Below are 17,507 nucleotides of genomic sequence, written 5' to 3'. Positions count from 1 at the left end.
ACTGGCACCGACCCCAAACGTTAAGACAGCACGTGTAGCGTGACGACGTGGCAGCCCTCCTCCTTCCCCTCGACCCCAACGTTGCCCCGGTCGCGGCACCGGGATCCTCGCGAAGTATCAGGGGAACCGCGTTTGTCATCGGGCTGTTCGCGTTCCTTGTTTCGGCGGCCTGGTCATGGCAGCCCTCATACTGGGGCGACGAAGCTGCCAGCGTGATGTCGGCCGAGCGTCCGCTGCCATCGTTGTTCACGATGCTCGGAAATGTGGATGCCGTCCACGGCTTCTACTACCTGTTCCTGCACGCCTGGATCGACGAATTCGGCGCATCAGAACTCGCGACCAGATTGCCGAGTGCATTCGCGATCGGCATCGCCGCAGCCGGCGTGTTCGTGCTGACCCGCACCGTACTGACGACCAGGGTCGCCATCGTGGCAGGCCTCGTCTTCGCCATCCTCCCGCGGGTCACGTACATGGGTGCAGAAGCGCGTTCAACGGCGCTGGCAACGGCCATCGCCGTGTGGCTGATCGTGCTCCTCGTGCACGCCGTGCGCACCGATCGCAGCACGCGCGGCTCCCGCTGGCTGTGGGGAGCATACGCACTGCTCCTCGCCGTCGGGATCTATGACTTCCTCTACATCGTGCTGTTGCTGCCCGTGCATATTCTCGTCGTCTACCTGTCACGCCGCAGCTGGGCACCACTTGGCAGCTGGGCCCTGGCAACCGCGCTCGGCTGCATTCTCGCGCTGCCGGTCTTCATTTTTGGGTTAGCCCAGCGTGACCAGATCTCGTTCATCGGGCGGCGCCCGCAGATCAGCGTTCTCGAGGCGGCCGTCCGGCAGTGGTTCGAGTCTGTGCCGCTGGCGATCATCGCCTGGCTGCTCATCGCCGTCGCAATCTACGCGGTGCTCATCAGGCGACGCAGCACCCGGGTGCCGGGCGCCAGGAGTGTGCTCATCGTTGCGCTGGCCTGGATGATCATCCCGAGTGGAATCCTCCTGGTCGGCACACATCTCGTTGCCCCGATGTACTCGCTGCGGTACCTGTCAATCTGCACTCCGGCTGTCGCCATTGCGATCGCCATGGGCATCGTGGCCATCAAACCGCGTTGGCTGCAGTATGGCGCGCTTGCCCTCGTCGTTGCCGTCACCCTGCCCACCTACATCGGCCAGCGTGGCCCATTCGCGAAGAATGACGGCAGCGACTGGCGCCAGGTGGCGGATGTCCTGCAGGCGAATGCGCATCCGGGCGACGCCATCGTGTTTGATGAGAGTGTGAATCCCTCGCAACGACCTCGACTGGCGATGCACCTGTACCCTGCCGCATTCAGCGGTTTGGTCGATATCACGTTGAACACGAATTTTGCGGACACGAGTTGGATCTGGGACACAACGAATCCGCTCGCTGACGTCACAGGCACGCTCTCAGACACGAACACCGTCTGGGTGCTGCAGAACAGAGGAAGCACGGAGAACACCTCCGAATCCGACGTCAGAATACTTCAAGAGTCTGGTTTCGTCACGACAGACTCGACTACGGTCAACCGCACGATCATCATTGAAATGACAAGGTAGAAACATGCCGAATACCCTGGTTCTCATCCCCACTTACAACGAGCGCGACAATGTCGAGAACATCGTCGGTCGGGTGTTGGAGAGTGTGCCGACGAGCCACGTACTCATCATTGATGACTCGTCACCAGACGGCACCGGCGCGATCGCAGATGCCCTGTCCGCGCGCCACGATCGCGTGCATGTCCTGCACCGCGCGCAGAAGAGCGGGCTGGGTGCCGCCTACCTTGAGGGATTCGCCTGGGCACGCACCCATGGTTTCGACCTGCTCGTACAGCTGGACGCCGATGGCTCTCACCTGCCAGAGCAACTTCCCCGGCTTCTCGACGCAGCCGAAACCACCGACGTCGTGATGGGCTCTCGCTGGGTACCGGGTGGCGAGGTGCAGAACTGGCCATGGCACCGCCGCGCCCTCTCCAGAGGTGGCTCGACCTACGCCCGCATCATGCTTCGGCTGCCGCAGCGCGACGTGACCGGCGGATACCGCGTCTACAGCGCTGACGCCCTTGAACGCATGAAGCTGTCCAGCGTTGAAAGCCACGGGTATTGCTTCCAGATCGACATGCTCCTGCATGCAGTTCGCGCCGACCTCCGTGTCGTGGAGGTGCCCATCACGTTCGTGGAACGTGTGCGTGGCTCGTCAAAGATGAGCGGCGGAATCGTTCTCGAAGCCGTGCGTCGCGTCACCGTCTGGGGACTCACCGGCAAGGGCGCGAACCACCGGCCAGAAGCGCAGAACGAGGTCGCCGCGTCGCCCGCTGGAGTCTGACGCCAGACGAGGCCCGGCTGGGCGACGCGTACACCGACGGCTTCACGATCGACGGAAGACGTCGAAGAGCACCCGCAGGATCAGCACTGACGACACCATGATCAGCAGATAGGCGAAGAGCTGGTAGAGGCTGAGATCAGGAGCCAGCGTCGGCCCCCCGCCGTTGATCAGCAGGATCGTCGCCATGAATCCGATGATGGCGCCGAGGAACGCCACCATCACCTGCTGCACCAATCCGGTGATGAACCGGCGATCCCGCTCATCCGCCAGGATGCGAGTGTTGACGGTCAGTCGACCTTCCTCGACAGACGTGGCGATCTGATCGATACTCCTGGGCAGGCGCTTCAGGATCGGCAACAGCACGAGTGCTTCGTCAACAGCAGCATTCGCCACGTGGGACGGTTGAAGCGATGACCGAAGCTGATCCCGGCCGAATTCACGGGCCTTGCCGACCACGTCAAAGCCAGGCTCCAGCACGTTGACCGTGCCCTGCGCCTCGGCAAAAGCGCGTACCGCGGTCCCTAACTCGCCTGGAAGCGCCAGCGAGTAGGCGCCCATGAGTTCGACGATCCGGTTGAACAGCCCGACATCGACGGTGGCTCCAGCCCCGAAATGTGCGGCAATGAAGCTGGAAAGCACTCGACGCAGCTCTGGCTCATCGAGCGAGTCAGGACGCACCACCATGCTGAATAGGGCGTCGACCATCTGTTGCGAGTTACCCCGGTTGAACCCAAGGACCAGGGCTCTGAGCGACGCGCGGAGTTCGGAATCCATCCGTCCCACCGAGCCGAAGTCGACAAGCGCCAGGTTTCCGTCTGGGAGGACCAGAACGTTCCCAGGGTGGAGATCAGCATGGAATACCCCGTCGACGATAATCTGCCGAAGCAATGACCGATAGAGCACGAGGGCGTCGCGGCTGCGCGCCGCTGGCTCCAATCCGGCCACAGTCGCGGAGTCGCTCAGCCCGCGGCCATCGATCAAGTCCATGGTCAACACCCGTCGCGTGCTCAGCGCGGTGTACAAATGAGGCACGACCATCCGTTCGGATTCCGGATGACTGCCCAGTGCGGTGCTGAGTGCAGCCAGGTTGCCGGCCTCAACTCGGTAGTCCAGTTCTTCTCGCAAGGAATCGACGAAGCTCTGGGCCATGTCGACGATCCGAAGTGAACTGGCCGCGCCCGAGGTGCTCTCGAACACCTTGGCGAGTCGGACGGTGATGTCGAGGTCCAGCGACACGCTGGGTTCGATTCCTGGACGCTGCACTTTTACCGCCACGGCCTCCCCCGACACCAGTCGTGCACGGTGAACCTGCCCGATGGATGCTGCAGCCAGCGGTGTCGGCTCGAAGTCGGCGAAGACATCGTCAACCGTTGCCCCCAGCTCTCTTTCCAACTGGGCCTTCACCGCCGCCCACTGCGCAGGAGGCACGTCTTGTTGGAGCAAGGACAGCTCGGCGATGTACTCAGCGGAAACCAAGTCTGGTCGCGTCGAGAGCACCTGCCCGAGCTTCACAAACGTGACGCCGGCTTCCTCCAGGGCGAGGCGGAGCGCCCGCGCATGTGAGCGGCGCTGCGCCGGGCTGTCGGGTGCAGCGTTCTTCTTCTTCCGGGCTCTGGGGGCAAGTAGTCCATGCTTGACCGCGATTCTGGTGATCTCCGAATAACGTCGCGCCCTGGCCCGCTGGGCGCGGAACTCCGAACCCCACGCCGACATCGGCGGCAGACTGCCCTGCGGCACGATGATCTCGGCGATCACCAGGAACAGCATCGCCGTGATGAGCACAATCCCGATCTGAATCGGCGCGAAAGCGAGGACGTATTCCAGTTGCGTCCAGACGAACCGTGCCTCGAACGCGACCTCTGCGGCGAGCGCAACCAGGCCGGCGAGAACGATTCGAATGCCGCCCACCTGCACGCCAACCAGGCGGCGCACCACCACGACGACGAGGAACATGACCAGCAAAGTGGCAGCAACACCGACGGTGAAGCTGAACAGGACGCTGCGGGCATCCATGATGGGCGTCTACAGAACTTGTTTGCCTACGCGGCGCCCGTGGGTGGAGCAGCATCTGGCGGCGTTGTCCCTGGTTGCACACCGGGTGCGCGACCCGTGCCCCTGCCCGCATCGTGAGCGGCATCCCGCGCCGCATCACGCTGCGCGTCGCGCGCGGCATCCCTGGAGACATCCCTGGCGACATCGCGTTCCTCGTCTCGGCTGACGAGGCCTTCCACATCGCTCTGCAGCTGCTTTTCCAGCGCGCCGATCCGGGTCGGGGTCCAGTCGTTCACGACCTTCGCGACGGCCACGACCAGGAACAGTTGGCCAATGACGACCTCTGCGATTGTGAGGCTTTGGGCCAGGGCCGTCACCGGCCCGAGCTCACTCTTGCCGATGGTCGTAATCGTGGTGAACGAGTAGAACAGCTGCGCAGAGAGGGATTCCGATCCTTTGGTGCCGAACGACTTCCCCGGATCGATCAGACCGATGAGGTTGAACGCGAACGTGAAGAACATGGCGATCAGCAGGTACGCCGAGATCGACGCGAGCAGGGTCTGGATGTCGACCTTTGAGCGTCGCAATTGATGTTGGATGATCACAATTGGCGTCAGCAGGTAGAACGCCGCGGACAACGCCGACAACGCGATATCCAGCCAGGTGCGTTCAATGCTTTCTGCCCAGTTGAGCCACACTGACGCGATGACCAGCACGAGCGAGATCGCGATGATCACGTCGATGGTTCGGATGAACGCAACGTGGACTTCCGCGACGCGGAAGATCACGACGACACTCACGAGTTGCAGGATGAGGGCCAAGGGGCTTGGGCGGCCGCTCTCCTGCAGCGCCGACACGATGTATGACACGGTGATCAGGATCAACACGATCAAGTAGCCCGTATCGACGAGGGTGAATGGCCGTGGCGTCTTGGCGCCGACCTCTCCGGCTGACGGGCCGATTCGCCCTGTCGTGCTATTACCCGGCTGGCTTTCCGAGTTCGCTTTCATCGTTCCCGCCCTTCCCCAAGAAGCACTCACGCGCATTCATTGTCCCCGGATTCGAGCCAGGAGAGGAAAAAGCCTTCTCGCGTCTTGCTTCGCGATTCCGGACCGGCGCACAATTCGAGTTCTGGTCAGCGTGACCCTATGTCTGGCTACACGTTCTACTCCCGAGCACGTGTACTCGAGAGACAGCCCATGCCAGCACAATACGCCGCACTGGGGAATTCGACAGATATCTCTGCGTTGGCTAACTCTGCGTTGGCTAACTCTGCGTTGGCGCGACAGCCGCGCTGATGTCGAGCATCTGGAGCAGCTCTCTGCTTTCAACCACGGGAGAAACAAAAAAGTCCCGGCCTCTGGGAGACCGGGACTTTTCTTCTTGTTGCGGGGACAGGATTTGAACCTGCGACCTCTGGGTTATGAGCCCAGCGAGCTACCGAACTGCTCCACCCCGCGCCACTTCTTCAATACTAGCCCACGATCGGGGTACACGATTACCACTCGGGGACTCGAACGGGCCGCGCCATCCAGGTGTTCGGCTCGGCAAGGGGTTCAAAGCCGAACTTCTCGTACAGGCCGTGGGCATCTTGCGTCGCCAGTGCGACCCGCCTCAGATTCAGTTCGTCGAGCACAAGGCAGACATTCTGGATGAGCGCGACACCAACGCCCTGCCCGCGCACCTCATCATCGACGAAGACGTCACAGAGCCACGCGAACGTCACAGAGTCTGTCACGACCCTGGCATAGGCCACCTGGCGCCCGCTCGCTGCGTCGAACATGCCGAAGTTCCGGGATGCGTCGATCGCCGCATCCTGAAGGGCACGTGTGCGTCCCTTCGCCCAGTCCGCCTGTGTGCTCAACCACGCGTGGATCTGCTCTCGGTCCATGTCCTCGACGAGGGATGAGAACCGGTATCTGTCTGCCGTCATGTGTCCATCAAACCGAACACGGCAACGCCGCACAACTCACATCACACCGGGCCGCGTCGCCCGAGAGAGTGCGCGCCGGCTTCGACTACACGTTTCGTCGCCGGAGTCAGGCTCCGGTTCGTGTGGCGTGGCGTCGTGCTCAACCCCAAACGACTCATGGTCGATACATAGGATTCCCCAAGCGAATCCGCGCGCAACCAGAGCAAGGTTGTCGAGTGACACCACGTCCCCGATTGCGAGAGGTCTCCATGAGCCGCATCCCTGAACCAGTCTCCACGCCTGATGGTCCGGCCTACGAAGGACGCCTGCTTGATCGGGCAGATGAAGAGGTCGTCGATCAGGGTGTCGCCTTCGACATCCGCACACTCATCACCCGGCGGAACGTGCTCAGCCTCATCGGACTCGGTGCCGGTGCCGTCGCTCTTGCCGCCTGCTCCACCGATTCCTCGGGTCCCGCCTCAAGCGCCGCAGCGTCGACGTCCACGGGCGAGATCCCTGACGAGACCGCTGGCCCATACCCGGGTGACGGATCCAATGGGGCCGACGTGCTCGACCAGTCGGGCATCGTGCGGAGCGACATCCGCTCAAGCCTTGATGGCGGGTTGACGGCCACTGGTGTTCCCATGGCCCTGACGCTCACCATTCTCGACATGGCGAACAACGACGCGCCGTTCAAGGATGTTGCGGTCTACGTGTGGCACTGTGATGCCGCCGGCGGGTACTCGATGTACTCAGAGGGAATTGAGAACGAGACGTACCTGCGCGGCGTACAGGTCGCCGACAGCAACGGCACGGTGAGCTATACCTCGATCTTCCCGGCCTGCTACACGGGCCGCTGGCCACACATCCACTTCGAGGTCTACCCGAACGTGGACTCAATAACGGATGCCGCAAACGCCATTGCGACGTCCCAGGTCGCGCTCCCCCACGATGTCAGCACGGCCGTTTACGCGCTTGACGGGTACGCGGGCTCCGCCGCCAACCTCGCCCAGGTGTCCCTCGACAGCGACAACGTGTTCGGCGATGACGGCGGTGCCTCGCAGCTCGCAACGGTGACCGGCGATGTCACGTCCGGCTACACCGTCGCGCTCACCGTGCGGGTCGACACGACCACGGCACCGACCGCAGGGGCTGCCCCTGGCGGTGGCGCCGGCGGGTCGGGTGGTGGTGGCACCCCGCCGAACGGCGCTGGCGGAACCCCACCTGACGGTGGCAGCGGCCCTGGCGGAACCCCACCAGACGGCGGCACCGGCCCCGGCGGAACGCCCCCGACGGGCGCGCCCCCAACGGGCGCGCCCCCAACGGGCGCGCCCTCGCGCTAGCGGCTAGCTGCTCGGCCAGACAGGTCTCGAGACGCTCGCTGGCGCTCGCTCCTCGACCAACGGGGGGGGGGATGCTCCGGCGACCGCGCTCGTTGTGGCGAGTCGCGCCCGCTATAGCGAGCGCGGTTAGCGACAGCGGGCGCGACGACGTCACCAACCGTGCGACGGCGAACACAACGCCGGGGCAGCAGCGGGCGCGGACATGCAAAAGGCCCGGAATCACGGGGATTCCGGGCCTTGCGTGTTGAACACAACGTTGCGGGGACAGGATTTGAACCTGCGACCTCTGGGTTATGAGCCCAGCGAGCTACCGAACTGCTCCACCCCGCGTTACAAGTACTAATTTACCACAGCTCGGCAGTGCTCCTGACCACGGGACGCCACACCACGCCACAGGCGGGCGCCAGCCGACGCCACACCGCGACGCTGCCAAACGACGACGCCCGGCAGCGCGAGGCTCTCGCCTCGCCCTGCCGGGCGTCTATCCGTTCAGCTGCCGGCTACTGGCCGAGCAGGTTCTGCATGCTGGAGATGATCTGGCTCAGCTTGGCGTCTGCGACACCGAACGCGGCGAGGTCGCCTGCTGCGAGTGCAGCCTGCTTGTCGCTCATGGCCTGCTTGGCATCCTGGAGCAGCGCCTTCAGCTGGGCATCCGTTGCTGCGTTACCAGTTTCGGTGCTCGGCGTCGACGTGTCTGGGGTGGTCGGCGCCGTGGTGTCCGTCGGCGGCACAGAGGTGTCACCGGCCGAGGCCCCTGAGTCGCCACCGAACAGCACGTCGAGTGCCTTGTCGAGGGTGTCTTCGAACGCGATCTGGTCACCGAACGCGACGAGCACCTTCTGCAGCAGCGGGTATCCGCTGCTACCGGTCGACTGCACGTACACCGGCTGCACGTAGAGGAGTCCGCCACCGACGGGCAAGGTCAACAGGTTTCCGTTGATGACCTTCGACTGGCCCTGCTTCAGCAGGTTGAGCTGCTGGGACACGGTCGGGTCACCGTTGAACTTGGCCTGCACCTGGCCGGGGCCTGGCACGGTGTCATCCTTCGGCAGCGTGAGCAGCCGGAGCTTGCCATAACCGGCGGTCCGTTTGCCGTCTGTGGAGCCGGCATCCGAGTCAACCGCCATGTATCCGGTCAACACGTTGCGGCTCGAGGTACCAGAGGCGTTCGGGATGTACGTGGTGTACAGCGAGTACGTCGGTGCGTCCTGCCCGGGCATCTGCATCGTCAGGTAGTACGGCGGCTGCAGTGTGGGCTCTGTGGCAGACGATACCGGGTCATCCGGCGTGATCCAGGCGTCGTCCTGTGAGTAGAACGAGCCGGCATCCGTCACGTGGTACTTGCCGAGCACCGCGCGCTGCACCTTGAACATGTCAGCCGGGTACCGCACGTGGCTCATGAGCGCGCCGCTCATGTCGCTCATGGGCTTGACCGTTGCGGGGAAGATCTTCTCCCACGTGTTCAACAGCGGGTCTTCCGTGTCCCAGGCGTAGAGCGTCACGGAACCGTCATAGGCGTCAACGGTGGCCTTGACCGAGTTGCGCATGTAGTTGATGTCATCGATCGCGTACGGCTGCGGCGGCGTCTGGGAGTCGGCAATCGAGTCAGACAGGCTCACCGGTGTTGAGTACGGGTAGCTTGTCGACGTGGTGTAGCCATCGACGATCCACTTGAGACGGCCATCGACAACCGACGGGTACGTTTCAGAGTCGAGGGTGAGGTACGGAGCAACCTTCTGCACGCGGTCGATCGGATCGCGGTCGTAGAGGATCTGCGAGTCGTCGTTGACGGAGTCGGACAGGAAGATCTGCTCTGACTGGAACTTGAGCGCATAGATGAGCTTCTTGAACGAGTTGTCGAGCTTGGGCCCGCCATCGCCCTCAAACGTGGTGTACGTCTGCTGGGCGCCATCCGTGCCTGACGGGTAGTCGAGCTCGACAGGCTTGCTGCCCTTCGGGGCGCCAACGATGGAGTACGTCGGCGACGTCTCACCGAAGTACACGCGCGGCTGGTACTCCCCCAGGTCGCCCGTGGTCGGGATGCCGGACTCGAAGAAGACCGGCTGGCCGTCTGCGGAGCGCTGGTTACCGTATGCGGCGACAACACCGTAACCGTGGGTGTAGACGATGGTGTTGTTGACCCAGGTGTTACCGGAGCCCAGTCCATCGAGGTTCAGGTCACGCACCGCGACGACGGCGTCCTGCGACTTGCCACCGATCATGTAGCGGTCGACGTCGAGGTCCTTCGGGAACTGGTAGTACTGCTTGAACTGCTCAAGCTGGGCGAACGCCGGGCTGACGACTGCCGGGTCGATGATGCGAATGTTCGCGGTGGTTTCGGCGTCGGTGCGAAGAGCGCCAGGTTCGGCAGTCGTCGTCGCGTTGTAGGCGATTTCCTCGATGCCGGCGACGCCATAGGCATCACGGGTCATATCGATATTGCGTTGGATGTATGGCTGCTCAAGCGTCTTGGCGCTCGGGTCAACCTGGAAGCGCTGTACAACCCACGGGTAGAGCGAACCGATCAGGAGGCTCGAGACGATGAGGAGAACCGTGCCAATGATCGGCAGGCGCCAACGTCCGATGAAGGCGGTGACCAGGAACAGGATGGCGACAACCGCCGCGATACCGGCAAGGATCGCACGGCCGGGGATCGTCGCATTCACGTCGGTGTAGCCGGCACCCGTGATGAGGCCATTGGAGTCGGTGAGGGTCGAGTACTGGTCGAGCCAGATGCTCACGGCCTGCAGGAGCAGGTAGACGGCCGCCGTGACGGCGATCTGCACCCTGGCGGACTTGGAGATCAGCACCTCGCGGCCGCTCACGCGGATGGCGCCGTACAGGTAGCTCGTCGCGATGGCGACGAGTGCAGAGATGATGACAACGGCCGACGCGAAGGCCAGCACTGCGTGATAGAACGGCAGGTCGAAGAGGTAGAACGACAGATCCATGTTGAACTGCGGGTCGGTGGTTCCCACCTCTGTGCGGTTGACCCACATGAGGCTGGTCTCCCAGCGGCTCGACGCGGCGACACCGGCGAAAAGGCCGAGCAACGCAGGGATGCCATACATGGCGAGCCTGCGAAGCGGCTCGATGACCTGCTGGTAGCGGTCAACCTGCGAGTTGAGCTTGGCGTACATGGGCCGCAGGCGATACGCGAGCAGGATGCTCACCCACACCGGGATCGCCATGGCGAAGAAGCCGATCAGGAACAATGAGATTCCCGCGACCCACTGGGTGGTGAGGACGCTCAGGAATCCCAGCTGGTCGAACCAGAGGATGTCGGCATATAAGCCGGCGAAGACAAAGAAAAGCACCACCAACGCCGCGATAATCGCCACGGTTATGGCGAGTGGTGCTCTACTTCGGTGTGGTGCACTGGCAGCTGCTGCTGATGTCACGAATTGGCCTCTTGCTCGATTAGATCAGGGTCAGAACCCAATCCTAGAGTGAGCTAGCTGAGAGAATTCAGATGATTCCCTCGGCATATCGCGAAAGCGGCGCGGCTGCTGCCCTGCGTCGAGTCAGCCGACCGGGCAGGTGGGCAGCGCGCTCGTGTCTCCGCCGGTGCTGATCGCGTCAAGAGCGGCCAGCGAATCGTCGAGAGTCGCGACTGCAAACACCGTCAACCCGTCTGGAATGTGCCCGGTGACCTCGTTGCAGTTGTCGACAGGGGCCAGGAACCAGTCAGTGCCGGCGTTCTGCGCTCCATACATCTTCTGGCGGATGCCGCCGATCGGGCCAACGGTGCCCGTCGCGTCGATGGTGCCGGTTCCGGCGACGTCTTCGCCGCCCTGCAGCAGGCCAGGGGTGAGCTTGTCGATAATCCCGAGGGCGAACATCATGCCGGCGCTCGGGCCGCCGACGGAGTCAAGCTGGATGGTGACATCGAACGGGAAATCATAGGTGGTCGAAACGTTGATTCCGGCAACCACCGAGCCGTCGATATCGACGGGGGTGACCTCAACGGTCGACGCCGTGCCATCACGGATGATGCCGATCGCCGCCGGATTTCCCGCACCGCTCTCTGCCAGTGCCGCGCGCAGGGCATCGACGCTGGCGACGGCAACTTCATTCACCGACACGATCTGGTCGTCTTCCTGCAGGATGTCTTTGGCCGGCGAGTTGTCTGGCAGCGATGCCACCGTCACGAAGGTGGGGAAGGTGTAGCCGAGGTTGGTCAGCGCCGCAGCGATGGCATCCTGCTGGGAGTCGACCATCGCAACCTGGTTCTGCTGCTCTCGCTGTTCCGTCGATACATTCGGCGGGAACGCGTCGTCGATGGGGATCACAGCTTCACTGGGTGACAGCCAGGCGTTGAGAATGTTCAGCCAGCTGGGCCGGGACTCAGGGTTGCCGAGCAGCGAGACGGTGAGCAAGTCGAGACTGCCCTCCGTTGGGTACACGGTCTGGTCGGGTATAGAGATGAGGGGAATCTCTTCGCCATCGTGCTCCGTGGTACCCAGGGTGTTGAACACAGGGCCCGGCTTCTCGATCACATATGGTGCCGGCATCAGAGCGAGGATGAGCGCGATCACCAGTGATGCGCCGAGCACAATCCACCCGACGCGCTGCCCCGTCGTGCGCTGTCGTGAAGGTGTCACAGGTCCATCGTCAAAGAGTGCCATTGCGATCCTTCGTAAGTTCTGCTCAGTGTTCGCGGCGGGCGGACACCAGAGCATCCCAGCCTAGGTCATTTCCCAGTCCCGGCGGCCTATGTCGCACTAGCGTAGAAGTAAGCAACTGAGAGGTGCCTGAAGTGGCCGACGACTCGCTATCCAATGAAGACAAAAACCCCGACGACGAATTCCAGGACATGCTGCGCGACATTCTGTCCGGCAATTCGTCGATTGATCCCGGCCAGCTTGCCGGCGCCGCAGGGCTGCCGAATGACCCGGCCAGCGTCGCTGCGCTGATGGGTCAGCTGCAGAATGCCCTCCGAGGCGGCGGCACAGGGGAGATCAACTGGGACATCGCTCTGAAGCAAGGGCAGGACAACGCTGCAGCAAGCCAGGTGCCAACCACAGACGAACAACGCGCCCAGCTTGAGCAGGCATTCCACATCGCGGCCCTGTGGCTCGACGACGTCATCTCCGTGGCGGAATTGACCGTGAGCCCGCGCCTGATGACCCGCAAGGAATGGGTCACAGCGACTCTTCCGGTCTGGTCGCAGTTGGCAGAGCCCGTTGCCACCAGCATCTCCAACTCATTGACGACCGTGCTCACAGAGCAGGCGCCTGAAGAGCTCAAGGGCATGCTGGCCAACGCCAGCCAGGTGATGCGCAGCCTCGGCGGCACCCTGTTCGCCATGCAGCTTGGCCAGGTTGTCGGCCAGCTCGCCAGTGAAGTGGTCTCCGGCGGCGACATCGGCATTCCGCTCCTCGACGACCAGCAGGCAGCACTACTCCCCCAGAACGTTGCCGAGTTCGGCGAGGGCCTCGACATCCCTGCAGACCAGGTTCAGATCTACTTGGCCGTTCGAGAGCTCGCGCACGCCCGACTGTTCCGGCACTCTCGCTGGCTGCGCCTGCACCTGATCAGCTCCATCACTGATTTCGCCCGCGGAATCCGGATCGATACCGATCGCCTGGAGAACCTTGCAGAAGGCTTCGACCCGTCCAACCCAGAGGAACTCCGCCAGGCCATGGTCGACGGCACGCTGATCCCACCGAAGAGCGAGGCGCAGTCCGCTGCCCTCGGCCGTCTGGAGACCATGCTTGCCCTCGTCGAAGGCTGGGTCGATGTGGTGACGGCAGAGGCGACAGCTCGACTGCCCAAGGCAGATGCCATCGCCGAAATGGTGAGACGCCGTCGGGCGGCTGGCGGTCCGGCTGAGTCCGCATTCGCCACCCTCGTCGGACTCGAACTGCGCCCGCGCCGACTGCGCGAGGCGGCCAGCATGTGGCAGGCCGTGACGGATGCCGTTGGCAATGAGGCACGTGACGACCTGTGGGCACACCCCGACATCCTGCCGACAGCGCAAGATCTCGACGACCCGGCAGCACTCATCGCCCGTCTGACCACGACCGCGTCCGGTGCTGAACCGGTACGCGACGAGATCGACCAGGCGCTGGAAGACCTGTTGCGCGACGACGGCACAGAGCGCCCGCACGAGGAGTAACCCACAGGTGGCGCCGCTAATCGGCGCCGGCTGTGGAGAGATTGCACGCGATGACGCCCCTGTGCGGCATCATCGCGTGCATGCTCCTCCGATTGAATCCCCGCGTCCCCGTTGTCTGGCGTACCCCTGACACGCTGCAGGTCGGCATCGATGCCCCGCTCGCGGTCATCGAAGCGACTACACCAGGGGTGGAACGCGTCATCGCAGCCCTCCGCGCCGGCGTGCCCTTGCCCGTCGCCGAGTATGTCTCAGAGGCAGGCGGCGCGACGCCGGCGGAGACAGCGGCGCTGTTGGCGAAGCTCAGCCCGGCGCTCCAGGACGAGCCGGCGTCGATCCTGTCGACGTTTCGTGTCGTCGTCGATGGCGACGCGCCGACCGCCGACCGGATCCGCGGACTCCTGCGCGAACTCGGCCTCGAGGTCTTCAACGGTGTCAGCACCCGTGGGGACGATTCTGCAGACCTGGCGGTGATCGTCGGCTACTACGCGCTCCCCCCTGTTCGGTACGGGCGATGGCTGCGGCGCGACGTTCCGCACCTGCCGGTTGTCTTCAGCGACGCCGAGATTCGCGTTGGCCCGCTCGTCGAGCCGGGGACGGGTCCGTGCCTCAGCTGCCTGGAGCTCAGCCGCATCGACGCCGATCCGGCCTGGCCGGCCATGGCGATCCAACTGCTCGCACGGGCGGCGCCCCCTGAGGACGTCGGCCAGCAGATCGAGGTGTCGGCACTCGTCGCCGGATGGGTCACCGATCGCCTGCGTTCTGGTCGAGCGGGTCAGGGAACCACTGCAGCGATCATTGCGACGTCGACGGGTGTTGTCACACCCCGCGAGCACCTGCCGCACGAGCGTTGCGGATGCCGATCTCTGCCAGGAACCGTGAACGCTCCCGCGGCGAACGCTGCTGTCCCCCGGCCGACGCCCAGCTGAGCGTCAGTCGCTTGCGGGCGCGGGTGATGCCTACGTAGAGCAAGCGCCGTTCTTCGTCGATCTGCTCGAATGTGCTGGCATAGCTGATGGGCACGAGCCCTTCGGCAAGACCCACCAGGAACACGGCGTCCCACTCGAGGCCCTTGGCGGAGTGCAGGGTGGCGAGCATGACAGCGGACACCGTCGGTTCGTGCTGGCCGGCCTGGCGCTCCATCAACTCGTCGGTGAACTGCCGGAACGTCGTGCCGGCAGCAGCCTGGTCGACAAGTCCCATGATCGCGTTCAACGACTCCCAGCGATCCCGCACAGCGCCCCTGGCCTCTGGCGCCGTCTGGCTCCAGCCGAGCGAACGCAGCACATCGCTCACTGACTTGAACAGCGGCTCTCCGACGATTGAAACGGATGCCGCGCGCAGCGACATCACCGCCTGCTTCACCTCTGGCAGGTCGAAGAACCGCTTCGAGCCGCGGATCTGGTAGCTGACGCCGACCTCGGTGAGAGCGGCCTCGATCAGGGCTGCCTGCACGTTGACGCGGTACAGCACCGCGATGTTCTCCGGACGGGTGCCGGCCTCCACCAGTTCGAGGACGCTCTGGGCGATGCCCCGTGCCTCTGAAATGTCAGAGGCGAACTCGCGGATGATCGGGTCTGGCCCCGGTTCCGTCACGGCGGCGTGCAGGGACAATGCGCCCGCGCGGCCCCGCATCAGCTGGTTCGCCGTCGACACGATGGCCGACGTCGAGCGATAGTTCTGTTCGAGCCGCACGACGGTGGCGTCTTCGTAGCGCTTGGGGAAGTCGAGCAGGTAGTCGCTGCGCGCCCCAGCGAAGGAGTAAATGGTCTGGCTGGCGTCACCGACGACACAGAGGTCTCGTCGATCGCCGAGCCACAACGACAGCAGGTTGTACTGGAGCGGAGAGACGTCCTGGAACTCGTCGACGACGAAGAACCGGTACTGCTCACGCACCTGCATAGCCACCGAGGGCTCTGATTCGATCATTCCGGCCATGGCGAGGAGCACGTCTTCGAAGTCGAGCTGCTTGCGCTCGTCTTTCAGCCGCTCGTAGGCCGTCTGCATCGACATGACCTGGTCGAGTGTCAACCGGCCAGGCAGGCTGCGCTTCGGCGACGCCGTGCCGTACTGCTCGATGCTGAGCCCGGAGACCTTGCGCCATTCGACCTCTGCTGCGAGGTCGCGGAGGGTGGCGGTGTCGAGGCGCAGTTTCAGTTGCTCAGCCGCGTGCCCGAGCAGGCGAGCCTTGCCGTCGAGCACTCGCGGGGTCTGGCCGCCGACAACGTGCGGCCAGAAATAGTTGAGCTGCGACAGCGCCGCGGAGTGGAAGGTTCGTGCGGCTACTCCCCCTGCGCCGAGCTGGCGTAACCGACCGCGCAGCTCTGCTGCGGAGCGGGCGGTGAAGGTGAGGGCCATGACGCGGTTCGGGGCATACGCTCCGGAGCGCACGCCGTATGCGATCCGGTGGGTGATGGCCCGCGTCTTGCCGGTGCCGGCGCCGGCCAGCATGCACACCGGTCCGATCAGTGCTTCAGCGGCTACGCGCTGTTGTTCGTCGAGTCCTGCCAGCAGAGAGTCGGTGGTCTGCAGCGTCATCGGGCGGTTCCGGCCGATGCCTGTGATGCAGCGGATGCCGGTGATGCAGTCGGCTCAAGCGGTTCGCCCAGCCAGTGTTCGATCATGGCCCGCGCAATCGATGATGTGCCCGGCAGCATGATGGCGTGCCGCTCAGCGAGCAACTCGGCTCGAGTGAACCAACGCAGGTCGAGGATTTCGTCGCCGTCAGGAACGAGCACCTGCGGGACATCCTCGTCGATGACCCGAGCGGTGAAACCGACCATCAGCGAGGCGGGGAACGGCCACGGCTGCGAACCCATGTAGGTGGGCTCGACGACGTTGAGACCTGACTCTTCGTGCATCTCGCGGATGACGGCGGCCTCCAGGGACTCCCCCGGCTCCGCGAAACCGGCGAGCAGCGAATAGCGGTTGTTCTCCCACATGGCGTTCGAACCGAGCAGGATGCGGTCGGCTGCGTCGGTGATCAGCACGATCACGGCTGGGTCTGTGCGCGGGAACACCTGGCCGCCGTCGACGGGACAGCGCCTCGTCCAGCCGGCGTCTTCGATGCGGGTCGCGGCTCCGCAGCGTGGGCAGTGCCGGTGAGACGCGTGCCAGTTCGTGACGGCCAGCGCTTCGGTGAAGGCTCCGACGTCGCGGTCTGACGCCGCGGTCGCCAGGTTTCGGAGCGTGCCCCAGCGCGCGGCGTCCGGGGCGAGTTCGGTGGCCGTGGCTTCGGAGAGTACGACGGCAACGAGCGATGTGCCGACGGGCTCTGCCGCGTGCTCATCGATCGAGCGGCCGAGGTAGAGGAGTGTCGACAGGTCGACGTCGAGGTCGGCCAGCGCGGTCGGCGGCAGCAACGCGAGCCGCGGAGCGGATTCCGCAGCATCCGCGGCGTCCACAGCGGCAACGTCAGCAGCGTCAACGTCGGCAGGAGCGGCAGACCCCGTCGGGCTGGACTGCAGGAGCGCGCTGCCGTGCGACAGGACGAGAACGCGAGTGGCGGCATCCGCCCACAGCGTCTTGAGCAGGTCAGGCCGAGCGCGACTGGCGTGATCCCGGTCGACAGCGTGACGGGAGAGTGGCAGTCCCGCTGTGAAACCGAACGACATGAAAACCTCTTCTTGCAGAGTGGATGAAACGCGGCAGGCCGCACCGCGAAAATCAAGTGTATGGGCGTGCCCTGTGGCGGCAGCTGTGAGCCGCGCAGAGCCAGTGAACGACACGGCATTCTGAACGCCGAATTCGAGGCGGGGCGTGGCGAACAACGAAGAGTTGGGCAAGTCGACCTAACCTAGTACTC

General features: G+C 64.2%; 12 protein-coding genes and 2 tRNA genes. 5 read left to right on the top strand and 9 right to left on the bottom strand.

Features of this window, described 5'->3' with window-relative positions:
* Nucleotides 1-47 precede the first annotated feature (47 nt).
* Together AC25Z0_RS02045 and AC25Z0_RS02040 are read left to right on the top strand one after the other, a co-directional pair.
* The gene (locus AC25Z0_RS02045) at nucleotides 48-1,571 is read left to right on the top strand and encodes a glycosyltransferase family 39 protein (protein ID WP_488132145.1); all 1,524 of its coding nucleotides are present in this window, start codon (nucleotides 48-50) and stop codon (nucleotides 1,569-1,571) included.
* Between the two features lie 4 nt (nucleotides 1,572-1,575).
* Complete coding sequence (locus AC25Z0_RS02040; RefSeq protein ID WP_488132144.1) at nucleotides 1,576-2,337, top strand: polyprenol monophosphomannose synthase; 762 nt, start codon at nucleotides 1,576-1,578, stop codon at nucleotides 2,335-2,337.
* A gap of 42 nt (nucleotides 2,338-2,379) precedes the next feature.
* Here AC25Z0_RS02040 and AC25Z0_RS02035 read toward each other — a convergent pair whose 3' ends face one another.
* The 4 genes from AC25Z0_RS02035 to AC25Z0_RS02020 all read right to left on the bottom strand — a co-directional run bounded on the left by AC25Z0_RS02035 (nucleotide 2,380) and on the right by AC25Z0_RS02020 (nucleotide 6,262).
* Complete coding sequence (locus AC25Z0_RS02035; RefSeq protein WP_488132143.1) at nucleotides 2,380-4,350, bottom strand: ABC1 kinase family protein; 1,971 nt, start codon at nucleotides 4,348-4,350, stop codon at nucleotides 2,380-2,382.
* Nucleotides 4,351-4,376: 26 nt separating this feature from the next.
* A complete protein-coding gene (locus AC25Z0_RS02030) occupies nucleotides 4,377-5,339 on the bottom strand; it encodes an ion channel (RefSeq protein WP_488132142.1) in 963 nt (320 codons plus the stop codon).
* 376 nt (nucleotides 5,340-5,715) lie between these two features.
* Nucleotides 5,716-5,789 (bottom strand) — tRNA-Met (locus AC25Z0_RS02025).
* 38 nt (nucleotides 5,790-5,827) lie between these two features.
* Nucleotides 5,828-6,262, bottom strand: a complete 435-nt coding sequence (locus AC25Z0_RS02020) for a GNAT family N-acetyltransferase (RefSeq protein WP_488132141.1) — start codon at nucleotides 6,260-6,262, stop codon at nucleotides 5,828-5,830.
* A gap of 248 nt (nucleotides 6,263-6,510) precedes the next feature.
* Between AC25Z0_RS02020 and AC25Z0_RS02015 the strand changes: the two genes are divergently transcribed.
* Complete coding sequence (locus AC25Z0_RS02015; RefSeq protein WP_488132140.1) at nucleotides 6,511-7,584, top strand: intradiol ring-cleavage dioxygenase; 1,074 nt, start codon at nucleotides 6,511-6,513, stop codon at nucleotides 7,582-7,584.
* Nucleotides 7,585-7,840: 256 nt separating this feature from the next.
* On the opposite strand, the gene AC25Z0_RS02010 is transcribed toward AC25Z0_RS02015, so the two are convergent.
* The 3 genes from AC25Z0_RS02010 to AC25Z0_RS02000 form a co-directional block, all read right to left on the bottom strand.
* Nucleotides 7,841-7,914, bottom strand: a tRNA-Met gene (locus tag AC25Z0_RS02010).
* Between the two features lie 170 nt (nucleotides 7,915-8,084).
* Nucleotides 8,085-10,985 (bottom strand): UPF0182 family membrane protein, encoded by a 2,901-nt coding sequence (locus tag AC25Z0_RS02005; protein ID WP_488132139.1) that lies wholly within the window; start codon nucleotides 10,983-10,985, stop codon nucleotides 8,085-8,087.
* 123 nt (nucleotides 10,986-11,108) lie between these two features.
* A complete protein-coding gene (locus tag AC25Z0_RS02000; protein WP_488132138.1) occupies nucleotides 11,109-12,212 on the bottom strand; it encodes a YlbL family protein in 1,104 nt (367 codons plus the stop codon).
* 131 nt (nucleotides 12,213-12,343) lie between these two features.
* Here AC25Z0_RS02000 and AC25Z0_RS01995 point away from each other — a divergent pair, with 131 nt between their 5' ends.
* Nucleotides 12,344-13,705 (top strand): zinc-dependent metalloprotease, encoded by a 1,362-nt coding sequence (locus tag AC25Z0_RS01995; protein ID WP_488118587.1) that lies wholly within the window; start codon nucleotides 12,344-12,346, stop codon nucleotides 13,703-13,705.
* A gap of 50 nt (nucleotides 13,706-13,755) precedes the next feature.
* Nucleotides 13,756-14,631, top strand: a complete 876-nt coding sequence (locus AC25Z0_RS01990) for a TOMM precursor leader peptide-binding protein (protein WP_488132137.1) — start codon at nucleotides 13,756-13,758, stop codon at nucleotides 14,629-14,631.
* Here the strand turns inward: AC25Z0_RS01990 and AC25Z0_RS01985 are convergent.
* Nucleotides 14,522-16,240 (bottom strand): ATP-dependent helicase, encoded by a 1,719-nt coding sequence (locus tag AC25Z0_RS01985; RefSeq protein WP_488118585.1) that lies wholly within the window; start codon nucleotides 16,238-16,240, stop codon nucleotides 14,522-14,524. The genes AC25Z0_RS01990 and AC25Z0_RS01985 overlap by 110 nt on opposite strands.
* Nucleotides 16,237-17,316 (bottom strand): NAD(+) diphosphatase, encoded by a 1,080-nt coding sequence (nudC, locus tag AC25Z0_RS01980; RefSeq protein WP_488132136.1) that lies wholly within the window; start codon nucleotides 17,314-17,316, stop codon nucleotides 16,237-16,239. The genes AC25Z0_RS01985 and nudC overlap by 4 nt, the downstream gene beginning before the upstream one ends.
* Nucleotides 17,317-17,507: the final 191 nt, after the last annotated feature.

This window comes from Leifsonia sp. Y862 (assembly GCF_057669585.1).
This window is presented reverse-complemented; position numbering and strand designations above follow the sequence as displayed.

Bases quoted from the DNA above. Each gene is read 5' to 3' on its own strand.
- AC25Z0_RS02030 (WP_488132142.1), bottom strand. From the start codon at position 5,339: ATGAAAGCGAACTCGGAAAGCCAGCCGGGTAATAGCACGACAGGGCGA.
- AC25Z0_RS02020 (WP_488132141.1), bottom strand. From the start codon at position 6,262: ATGACGGCAGACAGATACCGGTTCTCATCCCTCGTCGAGGACATGGAC.
- AC25Z0_RS01985 (WP_488118585.1), bottom strand. From the start codon at position 16,240: ATGACGCTGCAGACCACCGACTCTCTGCTGGCAGGACTCGACGAACAA.
- AC25Z0_RS02015 (WP_488132140.1), top strand. From the start codon at position 6,511: ATGAGCCGCATCCCTGAACCAGTCTCCACGCCTGATGGTCCGGCCTAC.
- AC25Z0_RS02000 (WP_488132138.1), bottom strand. From the start codon at position 12,212: ATGGCACTCTTTGACGATGGACCTGTGACACCTTCACGACAGCGCACG.
- nudC (WP_488132136.1), bottom strand. From the start codon at position 17,316: ATGTCGTTCGGTTTCACAGCGGGACTGCCACTCTCCCGTCACGCTGTC.
- AC25Z0_RS01990 (WP_488132137.1), top strand. From the start codon at position 13,756: ATGACGCCCCTGTGCGGCATCATCGCGTGCATGCTCCTCCGATTGAAT.
- AC25Z0_RS02040 (WP_488132144.1), top strand. From the start codon at position 1,576: ATGCCGAATACCCTGGTTCTCATCCCCACTTACAACGAGCGCGACAAT.
- AC25Z0_RS02035 (WP_488132143.1), bottom strand. From the start codon at position 4,350: ATGGATGCCCGCAGCGTCCTGTTCAGCTTCACCGTCGGTGTTGCTGCC.